The organism is Treponema primitia ZAS-2 (assembly GCF_000214375.1).
GTDB lineage: Bacteria > Spirochaetota > Spirochaetia > Treponematales > Breznakiellaceae > Termitinema > Termitinema primitia.
Map to the genome: position 1 here is coordinate 1,219,798 of NC_015578.1, position 24,756 is coordinate 1,244,553.

Annotated in this window: 18 protein-coding genes and 1 tRNA gene; 14 read left to right on the forward strand and 5 right to left on the reverse strand. The window is 53.2% G+C overall.

Features of this window, described 5'->3' with window-relative positions; genetic code table 11:
* The first annotated feature begins 45 nt into the window (after nt 1-45).
* The 6 genes from TREPR_RS05440 (at nt 46) to ptsP (ending at nt 7,746) form a co-directional block, all read left to right on the forward strand.
* Nucleotides 46-900: a histidine phosphatase family protein gene (locus TREPR_RS05440; RefSeq protein WP_015707299.1), complete on the forward strand. Its 855-nt coding sequence runs from the start codon at nt 46-48 to the stop codon at nt 898-900.
* 75 nt (nt 901-975) lie between these two features.
* A complete protein-coding gene (locus TREPR_RS05445; protein WP_015707300.1) occupies nt 976-2,928 on the forward strand; it encodes a glucose PTS transporter subunit IIA in 1,953 nt (650 codons plus the stop codon).
* Nucleotides 2,929-2,942: 14 nt separating this feature from the next.
* Nucleotides 2,943-4,418, forward strand: coding sequence for a bifunctional metallophosphatase/5'-nucleotidase (locus TREPR_RS05450; protein ID WP_015707301.1), 1,476 nt, complete (start codon nt 2,943-2,945; stop codon nt 4,416-4,418).
* Nucleotides 4,419-4,430: 12 nt separating this feature from the next.
* Nucleotides 4,431-5,861, forward strand: coding sequence for a 6-phospho-beta-glucosidase (locus tag TREPR_RS05455; RefSeq protein ID WP_015707302.1), 1,431 nt, complete (start codon nt 4,431-4,433; stop codon nt 5,859-5,861).
* Entirely contained in the window at nt 5,858-6,115 is a 258-nt protein-coding gene (locus TREPR_RS05460; protein WP_015707303.1) for an HPr family phosphocarrier protein, read from the forward strand. Before TREPR_RS05455 ends, TREPR_RS05460 begins: the two co-directional genes overlap by 4 nt.
* A gap of 8 nt (nt 6,116-6,123) precedes the next feature.
* Entirely contained in the window at nt 6,124-7,746 is a 1,623-nt protein-coding gene (gene ptsP, locus TREPR_RS05465; RefSeq protein WP_015707304.1) for a phosphoenolpyruvate--protein phosphotransferase, read from the forward strand.
* Nucleotides 7,747-7,773: 27 nt separating this feature from the next.
* Here the strand turns inward: ptsP and TREPR_RS05470 are convergent.
* The 4 genes from TREPR_RS05470 to TREPR_RS05485 all read right to left on the reverse strand — a co-directional run bounded on the left by TREPR_RS05470 (nt 7,774) and on the right by TREPR_RS05485 (nt 12,337).
* Nucleotides 7,774-7,846, reverse strand: a tRNA-Arg gene (locus tag TREPR_RS05470).
* A 34-nt stretch (nt 7,847-7,880) separates the two neighbouring features.
* Nucleotides 7,881-10,067, reverse strand: a complete 2,187-nt coding sequence (locus TREPR_RS05475; RefSeq protein WP_015707305.1) for a heavy metal translocating P-type ATPase — start codon at nt 10,065-10,067, stop codon at nt 7,881-7,883.
* A gap of 2 nt (nt 10,068-10,069) precedes the next feature.
* A complete protein-coding gene (locus TREPR_RS05480) occupies nt 10,070-10,441 on the reverse strand; it encodes an ArsR/SmtB family transcription factor (protein WP_015707306.1) in 372 nt (123 codons plus the stop codon).
* A 174-nt stretch (nt 10,442-10,615) separates the two neighbouring features.
* Nucleotides 10,616-12,337: a SulP family inorganic anion transporter gene (locus TREPR_RS05485; protein ID WP_041611470.1), complete on the reverse strand. Its 1,722-nt coding sequence runs from the start codon at nt 12,335-12,337 to the stop codon at nt 10,616-10,618.
* Between the two features lie 123 nt (nt 12,338-12,460).
* On the opposite strand from TREPR_RS05485, the gene TREPR_RS05490 reads away from it, so the two are divergent.
* The 4 genes from TREPR_RS05490 (at nt 12,461) to TREPR_RS05505 (ending at nt 19,559) form a co-directional block, all read left to right on the forward strand.
* Complete coding sequence (locus TREPR_RS05490) at nt 12,461-14,260, forward strand: DNA repair helicase XPB (protein WP_015707308.1); 1,800 nt, start codon at nt 12,461-12,463, stop codon at nt 14,258-14,260.
* Nucleotides 14,257-16,386: a hypothetical protein gene (locus tag TREPR_RS05495; RefSeq protein WP_015707309.1), complete on the forward strand. Its 2,130-nt coding sequence runs from the start codon at nt 14,257-14,259 to the stop codon at nt 16,384-16,386. Before TREPR_RS05490 ends, TREPR_RS05495 begins: the two co-directional genes overlap by 4 nt.
* A gap of 45 nt (nt 16,387-16,431) precedes the next feature.
* Nucleotides 16,432-17,211 carry an NYN domain-containing protein gene (locus TREPR_RS05500; RefSeq protein WP_015707310.1) on the forward strand — a complete coding sequence of 260 codons (780 nt, stop codon included), beginning with the start codon at nt 16,432-16,434 and terminating at the stop codon, nt 17,209-17,211.
* A gap of 167 nt (nt 17,212-17,378) precedes the next feature.
* Nucleotides 17,379-19,559: a methyl-accepting chemotaxis protein gene (locus tag TREPR_RS05505; protein ID WP_041611031.1), complete on the forward strand. Its 2,181-nt coding sequence runs from the start codon at nt 17,379-17,381 to the stop codon at nt 19,557-19,559.
* Between the two features lie 137 nt (nt 19,560-19,696).
* On the opposite strand, the gene TREPR_RS17800 is transcribed toward TREPR_RS05505, so the two are convergent.
* Entirely contained in the window at nt 19,697-21,337 is a 1,641-nt protein-coding gene (locus TREPR_RS17800) for an MBL fold metallo-hydrolase (RefSeq protein ID WP_015707312.1), read from the reverse strand.
* 204 nt (nt 21,338-21,541) lie between these two features.
* On the opposite strand from TREPR_RS17800, the gene TREPR_RS05515 reads away from it, so the two are divergent.
* From TREPR_RS05515 to TREPR_RS05530, 4 genes are all read left to right on the forward strand, one after another.
* Nucleotides 21,542-22,282: a YebC/PmpR family DNA-binding transcriptional regulator gene (locus tag TREPR_RS05515; protein ID WP_015707313.1), complete on the forward strand. Its 741-nt coding sequence runs from the start codon at nt 21,542-21,544 to the stop codon at nt 22,280-22,282.
* A gap of 172 nt (nt 22,283-22,454) precedes the next feature.
* The gene (gene ruvC, locus TREPR_RS05520) at nt 22,455-22,949 is read left to right on the forward strand and encodes a crossover junction endodeoxyribonuclease RuvC (protein WP_041611473.1); all 495 of its coding nucleotides are present in this window, start codon (nt 22,455-22,457) and stop codon (nt 22,947-22,949) included.
* A gap of 72 nt (nt 22,950-23,021) precedes the next feature.
* Nucleotides 23,022-23,495 carry a chemotaxis protein CheW gene (locus TREPR_RS05525; protein ID WP_015707315.1) on the forward strand — a complete coding sequence of 158 codons (474 nt, stop codon included), beginning with the start codon at nt 23,022-23,024 and terminating at the stop codon, nt 23,493-23,495.
* Between the two features lie 133 nt (nt 23,496-23,628).
* Nucleotides 23,629-24,738 (forward strand): DegT/DnrJ/EryC1/StrS family aminotransferase, encoded by a 1,110-nt coding sequence (locus TREPR_RS05530; RefSeq protein WP_015707316.1) that lies wholly within the window; start codon nt 23,629-23,631, stop codon nt 24,736-24,738.
* Nucleotides 24,739-24,756 lie beyond the last annotated feature (18 nt).

Here is a 24,756-nt window from a genome sequence, read left to right on the forward strand (position 1 = left end):
CCAGCCTCGTATGGGGCGTGGAATTTTTATTTTTCGGAGAAGTTGATGAAAAAATTTGGTTTAATTTTGGTTGTGCTTTTGGCAATCTGTTCTCTGTCCGTGTTTGCGGGCGGCGGCAAAGACGGAGGCAAGGATGGAGGCCAGGACAGTGCCAAGGCAAATCCTGAGATACTCACGATATATGTCGTGAGGCATGGACAGACGATCTTCAACCTGATGGACAGGGTACAGGGGATCTCAGACGGCATCCTTACAGAAAGGGGAATTGTCGGAGCAGTTAACATGGGGAAGGGCTTACGGGACATTAAGTTCGATAACGTGTATTCCAGCGACCTGAAAAGGGCAAGCGAAACCGCTCGTCTCGCTCTGGAACAGAACCGCGTCACAAAAAACTGGACGGTAAAAGAATTAAGCGAACTGCGCGAGGTAAGCTTCGGCATATTCGAGGGCGACCCCAACTACATGATGTACGTTGCGTTCGGCAAAGACCTTGGCGTACAGGTACCGGCGGATGCAAAAACAATTGCGGCAGCGGCGGCCCCAATACAGGAGTATTACCATGGTGATTTTGGCACGTTCCTTGAGGGTCTGGCGGATTTTAACAAAAGAGTTGACACCCAGTACAAGATTTCTGAGGATGCCTCCGAAGTGTACGTGCGGCTTCAGGCAGGTGTGGACAAGATTATCGCCGAAAACCCTTCAGGCGGAAACGTGATGCTCGTAGCACACGGTCAGTCAATCACATTTCTCTTAAAACAGATTAATGTGGAACTTCCTCCGGGAACAGGTTTAGGCAACTCAAGCGTTACAAAAATTGTCTATAACTATGCGGATAAGACATTTACGCTTGAAGGCACAGTTGGCGATATGAGCTACGCGGAAGCGGGTGCGAAACTCTAAAGCCTGAGCAAATGTAGGGCGCCATAAAAACTAACCGCGTTTTTAGAGCTGCCCTATATTAAATAGAGGTTAACTATGGCAAAGGATTTTGCAAAGACGGCACAGGGTATTCTCGACGGCGTGGGCGGCAGGGAAAACATCAAAAATGTGGTTCATTGCGCCACTCGCCTGCGTTTCACCCTGGCGGACAACGCTAAGGCGTCCGATGAGGCGACAAAGGGCACCCCAGGGGTGGTGAGCGTGGTGAAGGCGGCGGGCCAGTATCAGGTTGTCATCGGGAACGATGTTCACGAGGTTTACGTCGAACTGGAAAAACTTGGCGTCCCCTGTGGCGGGCAGGTGGCGGCGGCAGAGAGTGAAAAAGGGCCGGTAACCCTGGCCTCAATCGGCAATGGCCTTATCGGCACCATAAGCGGCTTGTTTACCCCGATTTTGCCCGCCCTGATGGGCATCGGCATGATCAAGGGCGTGATTGCTATCCTGACCGTGGTATTTCCCGGATGGGCCGCATCCGGCGATATGTCCTACACGGTGCTCTATACCGCAGGAGATGCCCTCATGTACTTCCTGCCTATATTGGTCGCCTTCACTTCGGCGCAGCGTTTCGGCCTTGACCCGATAGTCGGCATGGTGATGGGAGCAGCCCTGGTCTACCCCGACATTGTAGCCCTCTATCCTTTTGGCCCCTGGGGGGTGCATAAGTTTTTCGGGGTGGATATCTTCGTTATGATGCGCTACTCGGGTACGGTGCTTCCTTCGATTTTCGGAGTCTACGGCGCATCAATACTGTACAAATATTTACGGAAGACCCTGCCTTCTGCGATAAAGAATTTTGTGGCGCCCTTTGCCACCCTGTTTATTGCAATTCCTCTGATGTTCCTCATCGTCGGCCCTATATTCGGCGTGGTAGGCCTCGGTATTCAGAACGGGATTACCAGTATTGTGGCAATCAACTTTATCGGGCCAATTCTTATTGGATTGATTATAGGCGGTTTTTGGCAGGTCTTGGTAATCTTTGGTTTGCACTGGGCGATTGTGCCGATTGCTATTCTGGAAACGGCGTCGCCGAATCCTGTTTTTGCGGGTAACCATGTGAGCGCTATCTTTGCTTATGGGCAAATTGCCGTTATCGCGCAGATGGGCGCCGTGTTTGCCATGGCGCTCCGCATGAAAAACGCCGAGCGCCGTTCCGGCGCCATTGCCGCGGGGATTTCGGGCATATTCGGCATCACAGAGCCGATTATTTACGGCTTTACACTGCCCAAAAAACAACCCTTCGTCCTTGCCTGTATTTCCGGCGCGGTCTTCGGCGCCCTGGCGGGACTTTTAGGCAGCATCAACTCAGGGGGTTACGGTATAGCGACCCAGATGGGGGCGATGGGCGTTTTTGCCTATCCCAGCTATCTTCTGCCCGGTTACGCCGGGTCCACCATAAACTTCCTTATCGCCCTTGGTGCGAGCATTCTTTCTGTGGGTGCTTCATTCATCCTTGTCTACGCCACCTATAAGCCTAATGAAGCGGAGCTTAAAGATGATGGGGCGACAGTGATCGATACTTCCGCTGTAAACAAAGCCACGGCGCTCAAAATCATCTCTCCCGCAAAGGGGCGCGTGATGGCCCTCAAGCTGTCCGCCGACCCTGCCCACCAGGAAGAAGCATTGGGTAAAGGGGTATGCATTATGCCTTTGGGGGGCAAGATTTTTGCGCCCTTTGACGGCACAGTAGATATGGTGTTCGACTCAAAACACGCGGTAAATCTTAAATCAAAGGATGGCATTGAACTTCTGATTCACTGTGGCATTGATACAGTGAAACTTGGTGGCAAGGGCTTTATCATGCACATCAAGGAAGGCGACGCAATCAAGGCGGGGCAGCTTTTGTTTGAGTACGACAAGGATGTGATAGCCCGGGCCGGTTACAGCCTGGAAACCCAGGTGGCGATCACCAATTCTGAAAGCTATAAGAAGATCACCCAAGCCAAAGCCGGCGAGGCCGCCGTAGGCGATGTGGTGTTGTATCTGGAATAAAAGGAGATTAAACCATGAAACTAAGGAAATTATTTTTATCATTCGCCATCCTACTGGCATTGACAGGTACAAGCTTTGCCGGAGGTTCAAAGGAACCGCAAACCATCACAATCATACACACCAACGATGTGCATGGGCGCGTGGAGGTATATCCTTATGTGAAGGGCTACGCGGATGCCCTTCGCAAGGAAAAAAAGAACGTAGTGGTAGTGTCCGCCGGTGATGAATTTGACGGCACGCCATTCGCGTCTCTTTCCGGCGGGCGGGACATTGCGGAAGTGATGAACCTGACCGGCTACGATTTGTTTGTTATGGGGAATCACGAACAGTTTCCCCAGATGGATTTTCAAATGCTGGCGACCTTGGCAAAGTTCCCCATACTGGCGGCAAATATCGGTGCGAATTGGAAAACCCAAATTCCCCAAATTAAAAATTACACTATCAAAAAATTCGGAGCCACGAAGATAGCATTTATCGGGATTACCACGGGGACAAGCGGGGATGAATCCGTGGCAGTGGTGGAAAAAGCGCGAAAAGATGCGACCAAGGAAGGCGCCAACGTGTTCATCGCCGTTACCCACTTGGGCGTACAGGACCCGGATCTAACAATTCGCAGCACCTACATCGCCGAAAAATGCCCTTGGCTTACCGCTATCATTGACGGCCATTGTCACACCGCGCACTCCAACGGCTTACTGCACAATGGCATCCTCATTGGTGAAACCGGTGAATACGGCAACAATATCGGTGTGGTGGAAGTGACCGCAAAAAAGGGTGAAGTCCTGGGTGTCACCGCCCGGCTAATCCCCATCGCGGGACATCAGGCGGAATCGGGTATCATAGCCGACGCGGCGGTGCAAACCTTTATAGACACAGTAAACACGCGAAATGCCGCCTACCTGGACGAAGTACTGTTTACGCTGCCAACCACACTCATTGGCACACGGGACTACAGCCGCCGCGTTGAATCAGTGTTTGGCGATATGCTCACCGATGCTATGCGCTTGAAAACAGGGGCTCAAATAGGCTTGCTTGTGGGAACAGCGATTCGGGCAAATATTGACGCAGGGGAGGTTACACGGGGGGAACTCAAAACCGCCCTTTATGAGGACTTGCCGCTTTGTACGCTTTACCTTTCAGGCGCGGAAATACGCGGGGAGTTTGAAACCGCCCTTAAGGCATATCCCAACGAGAACAACTACTTTTTACATGTCTCAGGGCTTTTTGTGGAGTTTGATACCACGCTTCCGGTTGGTGAACGCGTTACGAGCATCAAGCTGGAAAATGGCGCTCCGCTGGAACCGGATACATCGTATTTGTGCGTAAGCAAAAGTGACTCGCTATACTTTGTGTCTTTCTATGATGAATTGATGCGGACACAGGATTTTAATATCGGCTTTGGAACCATAGCCGAATCGTTGGCCGATTATATTACCGGTGGAGCGCAAATTCCCGCCGGAGTTGCCGGCAGAATTAAACCAATAAACTAGGGAGTTACTGAGATGGCATTTCCGAAGAATTTTTTGTGGGGCGGCGCCATTGCCGCTCATCAGGCTGAGGGAGCTTACCTAGAAGGCGGTAAGTCCCTTGCAACCTGCGATGTTATTCATGGCGGTAAGGGGCGTATCGCCGAGATACTTGACCCGGCGGCGATAAAGACGAATATCGCAAAACAAGAGGGCTACTTCCCTGAACATATTGCGGTGGATTTTTATCACCATTACAAAGAAGACATAGCACTTTTTGCCGAGATGGGCTTTAAGGTGTTCCGCACCTCCATTAGCTGGGCGCGGATTTTTCCGAATGGTGATGGGGATCCTAACGAGGCGGGTCTGGCGTTTTACGACAGCATGTTTGATGAGTGTGCAAAACACGGCATCGAGCCCCTGGTTACCCTGTCCCACTGGGAGATGCCTGTAAGTCTTACCACGAAGTACAACGGTTGGGCAAGCCGCGAGATCATCCCCCTGTTTGAGCGCTATGCCCGCACTGTCCTGACACGGTACAAAAACAAGGTGCGCTATTGGCTTACCTTTAACGAAATCAACATGACCCTGCACATGCCCTTCATGGGGGCCGGGGTCATAGTGGACAACCCTGCCCAAAAAAAGCAGCTTTCCTGCCAGGCGGCGCACAATATGCTTGTGGCAAGCGCCCTGTCGGTTAAGGCCTGCCACGAAATCAGCCCTGCCGCAAAAATCGGCAGCATGGTTGCCGCCATGACAGCCTACCCTTACTCCTGCAAGCCTGAGGATACCTGGGAAAAGACGCGCATGGAGCGTGAGAACTATTACCTTACGGATGTTCAGGCCCGGGGCAGCTATCCGCCTTTTGTTTTAAAGCTGCTCGAAAAAGACGGTGTGAAGCTCGACATTACGGCGGATGACAAAAAACTCTTTGCTGAAAACATCGTAGATTTTGTGTCTTTCAGTTACTATTCTTCCAGCGCCGTCACTACGGATCCTGCCATTGCCGGCGATAAAGGAACCGGTAACATCTTCGGGGGTATCAAAAATCCGCACCTCAAATCTTCCGATTGGGGCTGGCAGATTGATCCCCTGGGGCTACGGATAGCGCTCAATTTTCTCTACGACCGCTATCAGAAGCCCTTGTTTATCGTGGAAAACGGTCTTGGGGCGGTGGATAAGGTCGAACCGGACGGCAGCGTGAACGATGATTACCGCATCGAGTATCTCCGGGAACACGTCAAGGCGATGAAGGCGGCAATCGAAGAAGACGCAGTGGAACTGTGGGGCTACACCACTTGGGGCTGCATCGATATTGTCAGTGCGTCCACCGGCGAAATGTCCAAACGTTACGGTTTTATCTATGTTGACCAGGACAACGATGGCAAGGGTACCTTGAGGCGCAGTAAAAAGAAGTCCTTTGGATGGTACAAAAAAGTCATCGAGAGCAATGGAGAAGTGTTATGAAAGAATTCAAGTACACCATCAAGGATCCGGTGGGTATTCATGCACGGCCTGCAGGTTTGCTGGTAAAAGAATTGACGGCTTTTTCCAGCAATGTATCCATTCACCGGGGTGAAGACTCCTGTGACGGGAAAAAACTGTTGGCTATGATGAAGCTGCGGGTGAAACAGGGTGAAGAAATTATTCTAAGGGTGGAAGGCCCAGACGAAGACGCTGCAACTGCGGCGGCAAAAGCTTTCATCGAATCTACTCTGTAGGAGGCGTTATGATTACTCTGCAGGGGAAAGGCGTATCCGACGGCATTGCCCTGGGTCGGTTGGTGTTCTTTGAGCGTTCAAGTGTGGTGGTAGAGAGGAAGCCTATCACGGACCTTACGGCTGAGCTTGAGCGCTTCTATGGGGCAAAACGCACCACCAGCGACCAGTTGGATGAATTGGCAAACAGCATGGCGGAAAAAATCGGCAAGGAAAATGCGCTGTTATTTGAAATCCACCGGATGATGCTTGACGACTCGGATTACATCGACCCGATTATTAAGATGATCGAGACCCAGATGGTTTGCGCCGAGTATGCTGTAGAGGTATGCGGTAAACGGCTTGCCCAGGACTTTGCAGAGATGGACGACACGTACATGAAGGAACGGGCCGCGGATGTTGATGATGTTTCAAGACGGCTCATCGGAGTGCTTTACGGTACACAGAAAGCCGTAGGCGTTGGGGATGGGCCGGTTATTTTTGCTTCCGACGACTTTAGCCCCAGCGAAACTGCTCAGTTTGACCGCAGGAATGTGCTGGCCCTGGTATCCCAGCAGGGAGCGGCGAACTCACATACGGCGATCTTCGCCCGCACCATGGGGATACCGGCGATCATCGGCTTAGGCGCAACCCTGGCGCCGGGATTCGGCGGCAAGGATGCTGCGCTTGACGGCGAAACAGGGGTTCTCTACATTGAGCCGGATGCAGCCACCATAACTGCCATTGAAGAAAAGCGGCAAAGACTTGAGCACAAAAAGAACATCCTTGAAAAGTTCAGGGGCCTGCCCACTCTTACCAAGGGCGGCCAAAAGGTAAAGCTATACGCCAACATCGGTTCGGTAGCGGACGTGGAGGCGGTTATTGCCGGTGATGCTGAAGGGATAGGATTATTCCGCAGCGAATTTTTGTACCTGGGCCGCAGCGATTATCCCAGCGAAGACATTCAGTACGAAAGCTACCGCAAGGTGGTAGAGGATATGCAGGGCAAGCAGGTGATAATCCGCACCCTGGACATCGGTGCGGACAAACAGGTTGAATATTTTGCCCTGCCCCACGAAGAAAATCCCGCTTTGGGTATGCGGGCTATACGTATCTGCCTGACCCGCCCGGAATTGTTTGAAACCCAACTACGGGCAATTTACCGGGCTTCGGCCTACGGCAACACAGCGATCATGTTCCCCATGATTAGCGATGTTAGCGAACTGCGCCGTGCCAAAAAAATTGCCGCCGGGGTACGGGAAAAACTCAAAGCGGATAATATCCCCTTCAATCCCGAAACCCCTGTAGGCATTATGATTGAAACTCCGGCCGCTGCGATGATCAGCGATCTCCTTGCCGTAGAAGCAGACTTTTTCAGCATCGGTACCAATGATTTGACCCAATATACCCTGGCGGTGGACCGGCAAAACAATGCCCTGAGTGAATTCTGCAATACCCACCACGAAGCGATTCTCCGTTTTATCCGCCTGACCGCGGAGAACGCTCATAGGGCAGGCATCTGGTGCGGCATCTGCGGTATGCTCGGGGCGGACAGCGAGCTCACCGAAAGTTTCGTGAACATGGGCATTGATGAGCTTTCGGTGGAGCCGTCCTGCATCCTGGACCTTAGAAGCCGGATTGCAGGGTATGAGTAGATAAAGGCCTGAGTATACAGGTACTTCTGATCCAAGGCGGATTCGAACCGTCGACCTGCCGCTTAGGAGGCGGCCGCTCTATCCCCTGAGCTATTGGACCCTAGCAATAGGGTACCCTTTTCGGGGGCTGTCTGTCAATGTTTAAGCCGGGCTTTTCCTAAGGCACGGGATGCATTGAGGATGGCGATAAACGCCACACCCACGTCGCCGAACACCGCTTCCCACATATTTGCCATGCCCAGGGCGCCCAGGACCAGGATGATCCCCTTTACCCCCAGGGCAAAGACGATGTTTTGGGTTACGATGGTCCGGGTTTTTTTTGCGATCCCCAGGGCGGTGACAAGTTTGGAGGGCTCGTCGGTCATGAGCACTATGTCCGCCGCTTCAATGGCTGCATCGGAACCCAGGCCCCCCATGGCGATGCCTATGTCGCTGCGGGCCAGTACCGGGGCGTCGTTGATGCCGTCCCCCACAAAGACCAGTTTTCCTCCAGGAGACTTTTCCCCCTCCAGGATCTCAAGTTGTTCGACTTTCTGGTGGGGCAGCAGTTCCGTATATACCCTGTCCAGGCCCAGTTCACGGCCTATCTTTTCGCCCACCGCCCTGGTGTCCCCGGTGAGCATCACGGTGTTTGTTACCCCCGCTGCTTTCAGGGCACGGATTGTTTCTACGCTGTCCTGCTTGAGCTCATCGCTGATACCCAGGTGTCCCGCATAAACGCCGTCCACGGCCAGGTAGACCAGGGTCCCCTCAAAATGGGGATTTCCGGCTTTCTGGCTTGAGGCAGTGGGTCGGGAAATGTTTTCCGCTTCCAGTAAACGGCTGTTTCCTGCGAGCACAGTTTTACTGTCAATAGTAACCTTGATGCCCTGCCCTGCGATTTCTTCAAGGTCCTTGATTTTCTGCTGGTCCATGGCCTGTCCATAGGCCCGCTGTATGGAAATGGCAATGGGGTGGCTGGAATTGCTTTCTGCATGGGCCGCGTAATAGAGCAGGTCTGCATTGGTGAAACCTGGTTCAGGGGCAATTTCAGTGACCGTGAATACGCCTTTGGTGAGGGTTCCTGTTTTGTCAAACACCACGGTCTCAACTTTAGTGAGGGCGTCCAGGTAGTTGCTGCCTTTAACCAGTATGCCCTGCCGGGATGCGCCGCCTATGCCGCCGAAAAAGCTTAAGGGTATGGAGATGACCAGGGCGCAGGGGCAGGATACCACCAGGAATACTAAGGCCCGGTTGATCCAGTCGGAGAAAAGGGCGCCGGGAATAAAGAGGGGGGGGACGATGGCCAGGAAAACTGCCATACCTACCACCACCGGGGTATAGTAGCGGGCAAATTTGGTGATGAAGTTTTCGATGGGGGCCTTTTTGCTCCCCGCGTTTTGTACCAGGTCGAGGATTTTGGAAACCGTGGATTCCCCGAACACCTTGGAGACCTGGATTACCAGGAGCCCGCTTTTGTTGATGGAACCGGAAAGCGCCGTGTCCCCCGGGGCCGCATCCCGGGGCATGGATTCCCCGGTAAGGGCGGATGTATCCAGGGCTGAACGGCCTTCCCGCACAAGGCCGTCCAGGGGGACCTTTTCTCCGGGCTTTACCACCATGAGATCCCCCACCAGGGCTTCTGTGGGGTCGGCGCGTACAATCTCTTCCCCCCGTTTTAGGTTGACATAGTCGGGTCTGATATCCATCAATGCGCTGATGGATCGCCTGGAATTGTTTACCGCATGGTCCTGGAAGGCTTCGCCGATCTGATAAAACAGCATTACTGCGACGCCTTCGGGGTATTCGCCGATGGCGAAGGCGCCTACGGTGGCCAGGCTCATGAGAAAGTTTTCGTCAAAAATTTGGCCCCTGGTGATATTCCTCAATGCCCGGAGTAAGACTTCTCCGCCTATCAGTAAATAGGCGGCTAAAAAAAGCGCCAGTTCCGGGACGGGAGAAAGGTGCAGGATCATGCCGGTGATAAAGAGAGCGATCCCAAGGCCAAAGCGGGCATAGTCAAAAACTTTTTCCCGGGCATCATGGTGTTCCTCCCCATGGCTGTGACCATGATCGTGGGTATGAGCATGGTCATGGGAGGCTTCGGGCTTGGTCGCCCCGGGGCCTATTCTGGTCATGACTATATCCGGTTCGAGTTTTTTTACGATTGAACTTGCCCGGGCTATGATTGTCTCCTCATTCCCGCCTGTTTCCAGGATCAGTTTTTGTGCGGTAAAATCAACCACCGCATGGTGGACACCTTCCAGTTTCCGTATACCTGCTTCGATTTTTCCGGCGCAAACCGGGCAGCAAAGGCCTTCCAGTGAAAATTGCATTTCCATAGCTAATTCCTTTCGCTCACATGGAGTAAACCAGTGGCGATAATGTTGCTCACATGTTCATCTTCCAGGGAATAGAACACTACCTTTCCTTCCCGGCGGTATTTGACCAGCTTGGTCTGCCTGAGCGCCCGGAGTTGGTGGGAAATCGAGGATTTTGTCATCCCCAGGAGGACCGCAATATCGCAGACGCACATTTCCGAGTGGAGCAGGGCGCAGACGATCTTTACCCGGGTGGAATCCCCGAAGACCTTGAAGAGATCCGCCAGGTCCAACAGGGATTCCTCCTCGGGCATCAGGGTCCTGACCTTGGCTACAACCTCTTCGTGGATGGTATTGCAGTCGCAGCGGTCAATTTCGGCGATGTAGTTGCTCATGTATTCCTCCAATGGTTGAACAGTTGAGTATATAGACAACTATAATAACAGAGAAAAAAATTGTCAAGGATATGTTGCAAAAAAAGTGGAAAAACTAAAAAATTACCAGGCTTGTTTTAATTTAGGGCATCTCTAAAAACTCGGTTAGTTTTTAGAGATGCCCTTTATGCAGATTTATACTGCTTCTGCCTTCTGTATTGCTTCTTCCAGGGTGGATGCCATGTTTTCCTCGCCTATTTCGGCGATGAAACCTGCTTTTTCCAGGGCCTTTCGGGGTTGATCCCGAGCCTCGCTGATGATGAGCCTGATCTTGCCGCTGCGGCATTGGGCCAGAAAGGATTCTAGGGCGGTGATGCCTGTGGAGTCCACTGCGGGGACATCCCGCATACGCAGAATAAAGGCCTGGGGTTTTTTTGCCACTCCCCGCAGAACATGCTGGAGCATATCCGCTACCCCGAAAAAGAAGGGGCCCGTAATTTCGTATACTTCAATATTTTTGGGATGCACCGGCCGGGCGCCTTCATCCGCAGGGCTGAGGGGAACCCCCGTGCCGCTATACACCGTTTCAAATCCCGGCAACTTATCGCCGGGACGTATGCCCGTCACTTCGATCATCCGTTTGAGGAAGAGGAAGACCGCCATGATCATCCCCACCTCCACCGCAAAGGTCAGGTCCACGGCGATGGTAAGTATGAAGGTGGTGAGGAGCACAATGGTGTCGCTCTTGGGCGCCCGGTAGACGATTCGGGTGAACCGGGGCAGGTTGCTCATATCCCAGGCTACCACCATGAGTACTGCGGAAAGGCTTGCCAGGGGAATGGAGGATGCGACCGGGGCCAGAAAGAGGATGAAGAGTACCAGTACCACCGAGTGGATTATCCCTGAAACCGGGCTTACCGCGCCGGCTTTGATGTTTGTGGCGGTCCGGGCTATGGCCCCGGTGGCAGGGATGCCCCCCATGAAGGCGGCGGCTATATTGCCCACCCCCTGGGCGACCAGTTCCATGTTGGCATTATGCCGGTCCCCGGTCATGGTATCCGCCACCACCGCGGAAAGTAGGGACTCGATGGCTGCCAGCAGAGCAATGGTAAAGGTATCCGGCAGCAGGTCCCGGACCAGACCCCAGCTGAGATTGGGCATCACCGGCACGGGTAGCCCCCGGGGAATGCCCCCGAACCGGGTCCCGATGGTTTCCGTGGGCAGGGCGAGGAAATGGCACACCACCGTGGCGGCAATCACCCCAACCACCGCGGCGGGGATGCGGGGGTAGAGTTTGCGGATCAGCAGTATGATAGCCAGGGTACCCAGGCCCACGCCTAAGGTTACCGGGTTGAGGGTAGTAAAGGAACCGATATACTGCCCCCAGGATTCAAAAAATTCCGGGGAGGTTTTTTCAATGGAAAAGCCAAAAAAATCTTTTATTTGCTGGGAAAAGATCAGCACCCCGATGCCGGTGGTAAACCCCGTGGTCACCGGGTAGGGAATGAACTTAATGAGCTTTCCCAACCCTGAAATACCCATGAGTATCAGGATGATCCCCGCCATGGCGGTGGCAACTATGAGCCCCCCCATGCCGTGCCGGGATATTACCCCATAGAGTATCACCACAAAAGCCCCGGTGGGCCCGCCGATCTGGAATTTGCTACCCCCCAGGAGGCTGATAAAGAACCCTGCTGCAATGGTAGTATACAAGCCCTGGGCGGGGGTTCCCCCGGCGGCAATGCTGAAGGCCATGGCCAGGGGCAGGGCGACGATTCCCACGGTAATACCGGAGATACAGTCCTTGCTCAGGGATTTAAGGGAGTAGCCGCCCCCTTCTTTTTTAGAAAACAGCTCAAAGGTTCTGGGGATAAAATCCCGGAGATACGCGAGTTTTAATGGATTGAATGATGCCATACTTGCAGTATCGGAAAAGAAATTCATACTAACAAGGGGAAAACACTATACCCTAGTTAAACTGAGAATTGCTGCCCGCATACCCTTCCCACTGTGCTATATTTCCTATATAATGGATAGGATATGTCGATTGACTCTTCGAACCCTCTGATTGTGCAAAGTGATCGGACTCTGCTTTTGGATGTCCACGCCCCTAAGGCTGAGGAGGCCCGGGCTGCTATTATGCCCTTTGCGGAATTGGAAAAGTCCCCGGAACATATACATACCTTCAGGATAACCCCCCTGTCCCTCTGGAATGCTGCCAGCGCCGGTTTTTCTCCGGAGGATGTGACTGCGGTCCTTGATACCTACAGCCGCTACCCGGTGCCCCAGAGCATAGTCGAAGGTTTCTCCGATACCATGGACCGGTATGGCAAGATACGCTTGGTATCGGCGCCTCAGGCTGCGGCGGCAGAGGCGGCTTTTCCGGTGGATTCATCTGGGGCGCCCCAGGCCGGGGCGGTTCGGAGTTTGCCCGAGGAATTGCTCCTGGTGGCAGATGAAGAGGCTATCCTGGCGGAGATAGGGGCGGCCAAGTCCCTGGAAAAGCTTTTGCGGATTACCGAACAGGGTTTCAAGCTGAGGCTGACCGATCGGGGGAGCGTCAAACGGGAGCTTATCCGCATGGGCTGGCCGGTGCAGGACATGGCTCCCCTGGTCAGCGGGGCGTCCCTGGAACTGGAACTGCGGGATATCGCCGCTTCGGGCCAGTCTTTTACCCTGCGGGACTACCAAGCCGAGGCTGCCCGGTCGGTGCTGGGGAACAATGGCCCGGGTACAGGGTATGGGGTGGTGGTACTACCCTGCGGTTCCGGGAAGACCATGGTGGGGATGGCCCTCATGACCCTGCTCAAGACCAATACCCTGGTGCTGACCACCAATGTGGCGGCGGTGCACCAGTGGATAGACGAACTTTTGGATAAAACAGATCTCACCAAGGATCAGATTGCCGAGTACACCGGTGATTCTAAGGGGGTGGCGCCGGTTACTATTGCCACCTACCAGATCATCACCTGGCGGCCCGATAGGGATGCGGATTTCCCCCACTTCAAACTGTTCAGGGAACGGCCCTGGGGGCTGATCATCTACGACGAGGTCCATCTGCTGCCGGCCCCGGTGTTCCGGGTCACCGCGGAATTGCAGGCGGTTCGGCGCCTGGGGCTTACCGCTACCCTGATCCGTGAGGATCGGGCGGAGGATGCGGTGTTCAGCCTGGTGGGGCCCAAGCGCTACGATGTGCCCTGGAAGGACCTTGAGGGCAAGGGGTGGATTGCCGAGGCGCTCTGCACGGAGATACGCCTGGATATGCCGGAAAAGCTCAAGATACCCTACGCCGTGGCTGCCCCCCGGGAGAAGTACCGCATCGCCAGCGAGAATCCTTATAAGGAAATTATCGCCCGGCAGTTGGTGGAAAACCACCCGGAAGATCATATCCTGGTGATAGGCCAGTACATTGCCCAGTTAGAATCCCTTGCCCGACTTTTAAAGGCCCCCCTGATCACCGGCAAGACCGCCAATGCGGAACGGGAAAAGGTATACGGCGCATTTAAGCGGGGGGATGTCCGGGTCATCGTGGTTTCTAAGGTGGCGAATTTCGCCATCGACCTGCCCGATGCCTCCATGGCTATCCAGGTTTCAGGCTCCTTTGGTTCCCGGCAGGAGGAAGCCCAGCGGCTGGGCCGCATTTTGCGCCCCAAAGGCCGGAACTCCTACTTTTACACCCTGGTTTCCCGGTATACTGTGGAGGAGGACTTTGCCGCCAACCGGCAAAAATTCCTGGCCGAACAGGGCTATAAGTACGCCATCCAGCACTGGACCGAAAAGGAGATACTCTCAGGTCAGAGCGGGATTGTGTCCGGTCCGGAAAAGGGTGATTCCAAATGAAAGATTTTCAGTTCCGTTCCCCCGATACCTGGAAGTCCGCCTTGCTGACCCTGCCGGACAGTGCCTATTTTGAGCTTATGCGCAGTGTCTTTGGGAATATCAAGACCCCCTTCAATAAACAACGTTTGGTGGAGGATCTGGAGGGCTTTTTTTCCCGTAAGGAAATTCAGGAAATAATTGCCGCCTATTTGGACGAAACCGACGCCAGGATCATTACCGCCGTGGCTGCCCTGGATGAGCCTGCTCCGGGTGAATTGGAAACCTTTTTTGCCGGGGAACTGAGTTTTGCGGAGCTGCACAGCATACTTCTCAACCTGGAGGAACGGCTCATCCTCTACCGTTTCCAAGACAGGGGGGTCTCCCGCCTGGCCCTGAATCCCCTGCTGGAACCGGTGTTAGGTCCGCTTATCGCCGATAAGGGTTCCCTTTTTCCCTCTGAAACCAGGGTGCAAGAGGGGGGGGGCGCTCTCCTGGATGACCGGGTTCTGGCGGCACTTTTCGCCTTTATTCCTGAAGAACCGGATTTTTTCAAAGCAGAGGGAGGGGTGCGGAAAAAAGTTCTGGATGACGGAAAGCTTCTCTTCCCGGCCCTGGATCTGGAAACCTTGATAGGAGGTCTGCAAAACCTGGGGCTTCTGAGCCAGAAAGGTGAGGGGCTGGCTATTGACGAGTTGAGGCTCCGTCATTTTGGGAGCCTCTCTTCCCGGGAACGGCGGGAGTATCTGGCCGCGGGCCTTTGCTTTGACAAGAACCCCCCCAAACCGTTTCCGGGCATGTTTAACCGGAGCCGGATCCAAGCCCTGACCCGGTTCATCCATACCTATCTGGACATCCTCAAACCTGACCGGCAATACCCTAAAACAACCCTAAAGCGGATCGCGGATATTCTGGAACGGAGCGGTATTGAACAAGTCGCCTGGGACGCCGAAATCAGCAGCCTTAAGCGGCCTGGCCCGGAGTTACCCGGCTCGACCCTCCAGGAAAAGCCTGGGGTGGTATCCGCCCTGTTTGATTCGATTCTCTCTGCCCTGAAGAGTTCCGGCCTCCTGGGAATGGCGGGGGAATGGTATTTTCTTTACCCATTAGAAACCCAGGATGCCGGGTCTAAGCCGGTTATTGCCATGGATACCGCCTTTTCCTGCATACTCTACCCGGAGATCGGCTTTACCGACGCCCTGGCCCTGGCCTCTTTTTGCGTGGTTCGGGAAACCGGTACGGCGGTACGTTTTGAGTTGACCCGGGAATCCGTGGTCCGGGGCTTTGACCGGAACCTGGATTCACAGACCATGCTGTCCTTACTGGATCGGCTTTCGGGGAACCAGGTTGAGCAGAACCTCCGCTGGACAGTCAAGGACTGGGAATCCCGGTATTCCGGGGTTTCCCTCTTCCAGGGCCTGGTCCTTTCCCTTTCCGAAGACCGGCGCTATCTGGCCGAGGCGGAACCCGTGGCCTCCCTGATTTTCCGGACCCTGAACCCCGGGGTGTACCTCCTCTCGGTTTCGGATAAGGCCGATGCGGTGCAGGCCCTGCACAAGGCGGGGATAGACATCATTGCCCAGCCCCCACAGATCACAGAATCCTTTCCCGGGGAACGGCATTCACCCTATCCGTCCTTGGAAGCCGGTCCCCGGTTCCGGGGAAACGGCTTTTATGACAATTCCCCGGAATTACTCTTCCCCAAATCCGGGGGAAATTCTTTCCCTTTCACCAACGAAAAGTCCGAGTCCTACAAGGGACGGTTCCGTTCCGCCCTGGAAAGTATTAGCCTTTCCAAGCCCGAACGGGACGAGCTGACCGCGCGGATAGAGCGGCGGCTGATACTCAATGAATCCCAGCTGGTGGGGGTCTCGGTACGGTATGAAAAACTGGAAGCCCGGGGCCTGGACTATGTGGGAAAGACCTCCATCGCAAAACAGGCCATCGCATCAAAGCTGCTCATAGAAATCATGTGGTCGGATCAGAACGGGGAACTTAACCGGGTTATCGGAATACCCGAAGCTTTGGAAAAATCCGGCGGGGATACTATTTTAGTACTCAAGCCCGTAAGCCCGGGGGAAACTATCCGGCTCCCCCTGGGAAAAATCAGCCTGCTCAGGCGGATTAAACAATCAATTTTTGGAGAATGAGCTCCGCTTTGCGGGTCTTCCAATTGAAATTCTAAGGAGTAAACCATGCCCTTATTACCTTTTTCAAGCAACCAGGCGGAGTCCCAGTTCAAACTGGCAGTACTCATCGACGCCGATAATACCCAGCCCGCCATCATCGAAGGCCTCCTGGATGAGGTCGCCAAGTACGGCGTAGCCAGTGTCAAGCGTATCTACGGCGACTGGACCAGTACCAACCTCCGGTCCTGGAAAGACCGGCTTCTGGAACACGCCATCCAGCCCATCCAACAGTTTTCTTACACTACCGGGAAAAACGCCACCGACAGCGCCATGATCATCGACGCCATGGACCTGCTCTACAGCGATAAGTTGGACGGTTTCTGCATCGTATCCAGTGATTCGGACTTTACCCGCCTGGCAGCACGGCTGCGGGAAAGCGGCCGGACCGTCTATGGTTTTGGGGAAAAGAAAACCCCCCGGGCCTTTGTTTCGGTTTGCGACAAATTTATCTACACAGAAATACTGCGGGACAACCAGGAAGAGGCAGACGAGGACGAATCCCGCCCGGCAGCCAGACCTAGGAAGGACTTCAAGGTGGACCGGAAGCTGCTCAAGCTCCTGCGGGACACTGTGGACGACCTGGCCGACGAATCCGGCTGGGCCTACCTGGGCGGGATAGGGCAGAAGATCACCCTCCGTTCCAGCGAATTTGATCCCCGGAACTACGGCTTCAAAAAGCTGGGGGATCTCTTCCGTGCGGTCTCCCAGTTTGAAACCGAGGAGCGGCCCCAGGAAAACGGCACCGGCAGGCAGGTGTATATACGGTGGAAACGGCGGGCCCATTAGCTCCTAAAGAAAAATTACGGAAAAATAATAGCACTCATCTGAATATTATTCAAACACCCCCAGGCTTCTTCCCTTAAAGTTAAAGCAGGTATTTATCTGCGCGGGGAACTTCGTTGCAAGTAGCGCGGGGAACTTCGTTGCAAGTAGCGCTTATGGAGGCGGCCATTATGAAACTCAGAGTACGCTTAAGCATATTGGTAATAGCAATAATGGTAGCGGTTATTTCCGTTATTTCTGTCGTCATTCTGAGCCGCGCTTCGGAAATGCAGACGGAAACAGCCATAGAAAGTACAACGAACATGGCTAATATGTATGCCATGGATTTACGGCGGCGTTTTGAAACCTATATGCAAACCGCAATCCTGCTGTCCCAGATAATGAAGGATTACGAATCCGTGGACCTAAGCCAGCGGCGTATCCGCTACAATGGCATCATACGCAGTGTGTTGGTGGAAAACCCGAGTTATTTGGGTATTTTTACTATATGGAAGCCCAATGCCCTGGACGGCAGGGATGCTGAATTTGCCAATACCCCAGGTACCGATGAGACCGGCCGTTATATAAGCCGGTACCACCGGGATTCAGGCCTGATAACCCTAAGCCTCTTTGATGCATATAACGAGACACTGGAAGGGGCAAGCGGGGTTATGAGTATCGCCAACCCTGTTTGGCGGGAAGCCAGGGGTTCCACAGTTTTGGTGGTGGATGTCACGGTCCCCATAGTATCATCCCAGGGTGAAATGGTGGCCCTAGTGGGGATTAATATTGATATCAGCGCCATGCAGGACATAGTCTCGGGGATTAAACCCTATGGAACGGGAATAGCAACGGTCTATTCCAATGACGGGACCGTGGCGGCCCACAATATTCCTGCGCGGACCGGTCAGCATATGGTGGAAACCGATACGCCCCTTTTTAAAGACTATACCTCCCTGGCATTGGAATGTATACAACAGGGAAAACCCGTCAATTTCCAGGGACATTCCCCGGCCCTGGATGTGGATCTCCAGATAATTATTGAGCCCTTTACGGTTTCTGAAACCACCACTCCCTGGTCCATAATGATAGCCATTCCCATGGATAAGGTGCTGGAAGATGTACAGGCATTGACCTTTTTCACCATTATACTATCCCTGGTTGCCATGATTGCCGCAGGGGTAATTATCTTTTTTGTGGCCGGCAGTATAGCAAAGCCCATCGTTAATGTTTCCCGTACCCTCAAGGATATTTCCGAAGGGGAAGGGGATTTGACCAAGCAGATTGCCGTCAAATCCGCTGATGAGATCGGCGATCTGGCCCGGTACTTCAACATGACCCTGGAAAAAATCAGGGACCTGGTGATCACCATCAAAAAACAGGCCGTAGCCCTCTTCAATATTGGTAACGATCTCTCCTCCAATATGACAGAAACTGCTGCGGCGATAAATGAGATCACCGCCAATGTCCAGAGCATTAAAGGCCGGATTCTCAACCAATCTGCCTCGGTGACTGAAACAAATGCGACCATGGAGCAGATCACCGTCAATATCAACAAACTGGACGAACTCATTGAACAGCAGTCCGTTAATGTGGCCCAGTCATCTTCCTCAATTGAACAAATGCTCGCCAATATTCAATCGGTTACCCAGACCCTGAAAAAAAACGCAGATAATGTAACTGATTTGGCCACCGCTTCGGAGGTTGGCCGCTCCAGCCTTCAGGAGGTAGCCGGAGATATTCTGGAAATTACCCGGGAATCCGAGGGGCTTCTGGAGATCAATTCGGTGATGGAAAATATCGCCAGCCAGACCAACCTTCTTTCCATGAATGCCGCCATTGAAGCCGCCCACGCCGGAGAAGCGGGCAAAGGTTTTGCGGTGGTGGCGGATGAAATACGCAAACTCGCCGAATCTTCGGGGGAACAGTCCAAGACCATTTCTGTGATACTCAGGAAAATCAAGGACGCCATTGACAAGATCACTAAATCTACCGACGAGGTGCTTACTAAATTTGAAGCCATTGATTTGGGGGTTAAAACCGTTTCGGATCAGGAAGGAAATATACGCAGCGCCATGGAAGAACAGAATACCGGGAGCCAGCAGATCCTGGAGGCCATAGGGCAACTGAACAATATAACCCAGATGGTCAAAAGCGGTTCCATGGAGATGCTTGAGGGGAGCAAAGAAGTTATCCAGGAGAGCAAAAACCTGGAGATGGTTACCCAGGAAATCACCGACGGGATGAACGAGATGGCCACCGGGGCGGAGGAGATCAATGTGGCGGTAAGCGAGGTAAACAACATCTCAGGGGAAAACAAGGAAAACATAGACATCCTGGTCAAGGAGGTTTCCCGGTTTAAGGTCGAATAAGGTTTTTAAGAAGCACCTTATAATGCAGAATCACAAAGCAGTAACAGATTTTTAATATTATAAGACGCCTGATGAGGCTGTTTAAGGAAAAAGACCTGTCCGGAAAGCAGAACGCTACCCGGACAGATGTGAAATATTTAGAAGTTGAAAACCTTCTCAGTGAAATATATGAGGTTGGCGTTCTGCCCGCCGTTCATGTAGGTTGCTATAGCCGAATTATTCCGTTGGTATATTCCAGGGGTGATCGTCCCTTTGATAACACCGTTCACGCAGGTCAACATATTCTGTGCATAGAGCTGGTTGAACTGTTTGCGGTATTCATAATGTCCGGGCAAGATGAAGTAGGAATTGTTGCCTATCCTGTCCAATAGCTTTTGAACGTTCTTTTGATAGTCCACGATTGAACACATCCCGATCTGCATCCAGGCATCGCCGGAACCAATGGCATCACCGGAAAAAATAATATTTTTATAGAAGTAAACCAAAGAACCCGGGGTATGGCCTATGACCTCAAAGGCTTCAAGCTTGTCCCCGCCCAGGGGAATGGAAAAACCATCTTTGATTGTTTGCAGTTTGCCAATATCCGGGCCCAAACGGGATGGATAGGAATCCTCTTCAGTTTCATGGACATAGACGGCTTTAAGCTGGTCCTGACCAACAAAATTGTCCAGGCGGCTTATATGATCTCCGTGTCTATGGGTGATAAAGATGCTTATGGGAAGAGTCTTGTTTATCAGAACATTGTCCCTGATAAATTCGTACAGATTGCCCGCCCCCATGCCGGTATCAATAATGACCACTTTTTCGGCATCCTCAACCACATGGATCTTCCCAAGTTCATAATCCAATATTTCCGTCACGCCCCCTATTGTCTTCTTTATGGTATAACCCAGGGATGGGTTTGTGGTATTCCCATTGGACCGGGTGAGGGATTGCTCGAAGAGCCAGTTGTAGGCGGTGAGGCCGGTGAAAATTTTCTGCCAAGCTTCATGGGGCGGGACGATAGAACCGGGGGTGTAGTTTTCGGATTTTATGCAGGCGCTGCCGGCTGCTTTCAAAGCATCTACCGCATCGGTCATGGCATTTACGGGAACCACATCATCATCCGCGGCATGATTGACCCAAATAGCCATATTGGCGATTGCCTTGAAGGCAGCTCCGTTATTTTCATAGTACTTTTGATCCACCTGGGCGCTGATAGGCAAGGCGCCGGCAAATTTTGTCGGGTTTTTCAGGATATAATCCCAAACACCATTGCCCCCCAGAGAGATTCCCACGATGTAGAGCCTGTTGGTATCAATTGAGGCATTTGCATTAATTAGATCATTTAGGGCTTTAAAGACGAGGGTATAAACCACATCATCGGTCCAAGTCTTGCCTTGTGGACATTGGGGGGCAAGCACATATACCGGATTTTTGGTGATAAGATCATCCGCAACCCAGAAGGTAGCGCCGTTGGATTCGGTCAACTGCGCTATATTATCGGTTCCCAAGCCTTTTTCGCCATGCAGATAGAGGACAAGAGGATATTTTCCATCGGCGGAGGCCCTATTAACAGCTATAGGATCAACCGTAGGGTCGAAATATCTGTAGGGTATCTGGTTTTTCCCCTCTGTCACGCTTCCTGCTTTAAATCCGCCGGGAACATAGGTATTTTTTTCAGCCGCCGGACCAGCCATCACGGTAGCGGTAAACCATAAGGAAACCACCAACATCAGACCTAGCATCAATGCAGCGCGATTTTGCCCCCATTGCCATTTGATTCGTTTCTTATCCATCTTAACCTCCTAGATATTTATATATTCAAAATAGAATATAAACTAGATTCAAGGTAATGTATCGAGGATTTCTTTGTCAATGCGCTCTGAATAAGGGGCCGGGTCTGTTTTGACCACCCTGGGCCGTCCCTGACCCCCCCCCCTTCCCATTCTCCCCCCTTTGTTGTATAGTGATAAAAATGATCATTTTTACAAGGAGCAATCATGTCCGGCCATAGTAAATGGGCGACTATTAAACACGCTAAGGGCGCAGCGGATGCAAAACGCGGCCAAATTTTTACCAAGCTGATCAAGGAAATTTCCATTGCCGCCAGGATGGGTGGGGGGAGTCCCGATGCCAATCCGCGCTTGCGGACCGCTATTCTCAAGGCCCGGGGGGCCAATATGCCCAAGGATAACATCGACAGGGCTATCAAAAAGGGTACCGGCGAGCTTGAAGGGGTCAATTACGAAGAATTGATCTACGAAGCCTATGCCCCAGGGGGTGTGGCGATTTTCATCGAGGTCCTGACGGACAATAAAAACCGGGCCGCTGCGGATATCCGCAATATGCTGACCCGGGCGGGGGGGCAGCTTGCCACTTCCGGTTCGGTTTCCCGGCTCTTCAAACGCGAGGGGATCATCACCGTGGATGGGGAAAAGTACACCGAGGACCAGATCATGGAGATCGCCATCGAGGGGGGCGCGGAAGACGTGGCCCTTTCCGACGGGATCATCGAGGTTACCACCGCGCCCGAGGATTTCGAGTCCGTGGCGAACTGCCTGAACGATAAGGGCATCGAAACCATGAGCGCCGAGGTGAGCATGGTGGCTGATGTCGAGGTGGCCCTGGATTTGGATGCCACCGGCAAGGTAGCTAAGCTTATCGACCGGCTGGAAGAAAACGAAGACGTGCAGAACGTGTATTCCAACCTGGAGATCCCCGAAGGCTTTGAGTCGGAGTAAAAAGGCCGCCGCCGAGCCTCCGGCTGGCCCGGTTTCCCCGGCAAAGCAGCCTGCTCCAGCTAAAACTGGGGCAGGGGTGGCAAAACCGCCGGCATCCGGGACCGCTGGGACCGGGCTGCTGCTTAAGGCCGGTGCGGTAAAAGCCAGCACGGCTAAAGCCGAAACCGGGTCGCTGGTAAAAGCCAGCGCGGCACGGCGGATTATCGGGGTTGACCCCGGGCTTGCCTCCACAGGCTGGGGGGTTATCGACATTAGGGGCCGGCGGCTGGTGCATATTGCCCACGGTAGCATTGAAAGCAAGGCGGATCGCCCCCAGGCGGAACGCCTTTTTTCTATATATACGGCCTTCCGGCAGATTTTGGAGACCTATAAGCCCGGGGAATCCGCCATGGAGACCCTTTACTTTGGCCGGAATGTGTCCAGCGCCCTGCCGGTGGCGGAAGCCCGGGGGGTGCTTTCCCTGGCCTTGGTGGAACAGGGGCTGGTGGTGGTGGAATTTTCCCCCAATGCTATTAAAAAGGCGGTGACCGGGGTTGCCCGGGCGGATAAAAGCCAAATTCAGGAGATGGTCCGGCTTATTCTGGGGCTGGACGGGATTCCTAAGCCGGATCATGCTGCGGATGCCTTGGCTATGGCTATTTGTTCGGCTAATACCCTTTTACTTTAAAGGCGGCTTGTATTATACTTGCAGAAAGATCGATTCAATAGTACAGTGGGGTGAGGATAAGAGGGAGTTGCTATGGCTGATCAGAATCAATTAGTTACCTTTCAGCTTGGGGAAGAATTATACGGGATCAATATCATGGACGTGAAGGAAATCGTCCGGGTACAGGAAATTCGGGCTATCCCCAACGCTCCGGCCTATGTGGAAGGTATTTTCAACCTTCGCAGTGAGATAATTCCGATTGTTAACCTTCACAAGCGCTTCCACCTTAAAAGGATCACCCATACAGAGGAAGATGAATTGCTCTCGGGCTTTATTATCCTGGATATTGACGGGATGAAGCTGGGGGTTATCATTGACCGGGTTTCCCGGGTGGTGACTATAGAACGGGAAGAAATCCAGCCTCCTCCGCAAATGCTCAGCGGTATTGGGGCGGAATATATAAAAGGGGTTGTCCGTCAGGAGTATGGGTACCTTATTATCCTGAATATACGGGATCTCTTTAATGCCAAAGAGTTGCAGAAGATCGCGGAACTTAACAGGCGATAGATCGCCCGGCCGGGCCTAATACATTTAAAGAACAGCCAAGCCCGTTCTGCGATTGGGTTGGTTAATTATAATTATTGACAGGTAAGAAATTATGCAATTTTTTACCCGGCAAATCTAAATCTATGGAGTATACATGAAGATTGAGGTCTATTCTCCGACCATCAGACGTAAAGAGATGGACGCGGTTCTTACCGCCCTGGTGGAGGATAAAATCGGCCCCGGCGAGCATACCCAGCATCTGGTCCAGATTGCCAAGGAACGGCTCAAGTTCGACTATTCATTGGCCCTGCGGAGTCCCGTCATTGCCCTTTCCCTGGCCCTGAAATCCCTGAACCTGGAGGATGGTCAGGGGGTGATCATCTCCGCCCTGTCCCCCGGTTATTATAAGCAGGTGATTGAAGATCTGCGGCTGGTTCCGATCTATGCGGATGTGCTGCCCTCTTCGGCATCCATAGGCCCGGAAACCATTGAGGCCGCCCGATCCCGGCAAGCTTCCGCCCGGTGCGTTGTGGTTCACCATACCCTGGGCTTTGTGCCCGATATGGCTGCCATCCTTGATCTGGGCCTCCCGGTGATCGATGACCGCTCCCAAAGTTACGGCGCCCTTTCCGCTGAACGGCCTGTACCTGCGTCTATTGTTGCGGCAGCTGAATCTTCCGCTGAAGCGCCGGCGGTACAGGCGGTGGAACCGGCGCCGGAAACCCCCTATTCCCCGGGGGCGCTGACCATACTGGGCCTGGAGGAGAAGGATCTGCTCACTGCCGGGGGTGGGGCGTTGCTCTATGCCATGAACCGACGGGAAGCGGGGGTGCTTCGGAACTATGCGGAGCTGCTTCCGGAATACGGCCTGCCGGATATGAACGCCGCCATGGGTGTGGTCCAGTTTAGAGAAGCGGGAAAGAACCTGGAAAAGCGGAAGGAGATCGCAAAGATCTATGCCCAGGCAAGTCAGCGGACCCGGCATAAACGGTTTGTCCAGAACGATATTTACGAATACAATAACTATGTCTTTCCCCTGATCCTGGAGACCGGGATGAAGGATGTAAAGGCCTATGCTAAAAAGAAGGATATTGCGGTGGAAAGTGCTCTGGAGGATACCCTCATGGGGGCCGGCCTGGTTCCCACCGAGGATTGTCCGGAAAGCTACTCACTTTCCCTTAGAACGGCCCTCTTTCCCCTCTATCCCCGGCTCAGCGGGGCGGAGATTGAAAAGGTCTCCAAGCTTATCCTGACCCTTCCGTAAACCGGAAAACAAAGGAGT